This is a genomic window from Escherichia sp. MOD1-EC6300 (assembly GCF_002965045.1).
In the GTDB taxonomy this organism is placed as follows: Bacteria; Pseudomonadota; Gammaproteobacteria; order Enterobacterales; family Enterobacteriaceae; genus Escherichia; species Escherichia coli_F.
In genome coordinates, this window is the sequence record NZ_PTRH01000098.1 from 1 (window position 1) to 200 (window position 200).

2 tRNA genes are annotated in these 200 nt (G+C 51.0%); both read left to right on the top strand.

What is annotated here, in order from left to right:
• A tRNA-Met gene (locus BGE37_RS25010) sits at positions 1-77 on the top strand.
• A 48-nt stretch (positions 78-125) separates the two neighbouring features.
• Positions 126-200, top strand: a tRNA-Gln gene (locus BGE37_RS25015).

Consider the following 200-nt stretch of genomic DNA (forward strand, 5'->3'; position numbering starts at 1 on the left):
GGCTACGTAGCTCAGTTGGTTAGAGCACATCACTCATAATGATGGGGTCACAGGTTCGAATCCCGTCGTAGCCACCAAATTCTGAATGTGTCGAATGCGTTCGGCAAATTCACAAACCAATTTGTTGGGGTATCGCCAAGCGGTAAGGCACCGGATTCTGATTCCGGCATTCCGAGGTTCGAATCCTCGTACCCCAGCCA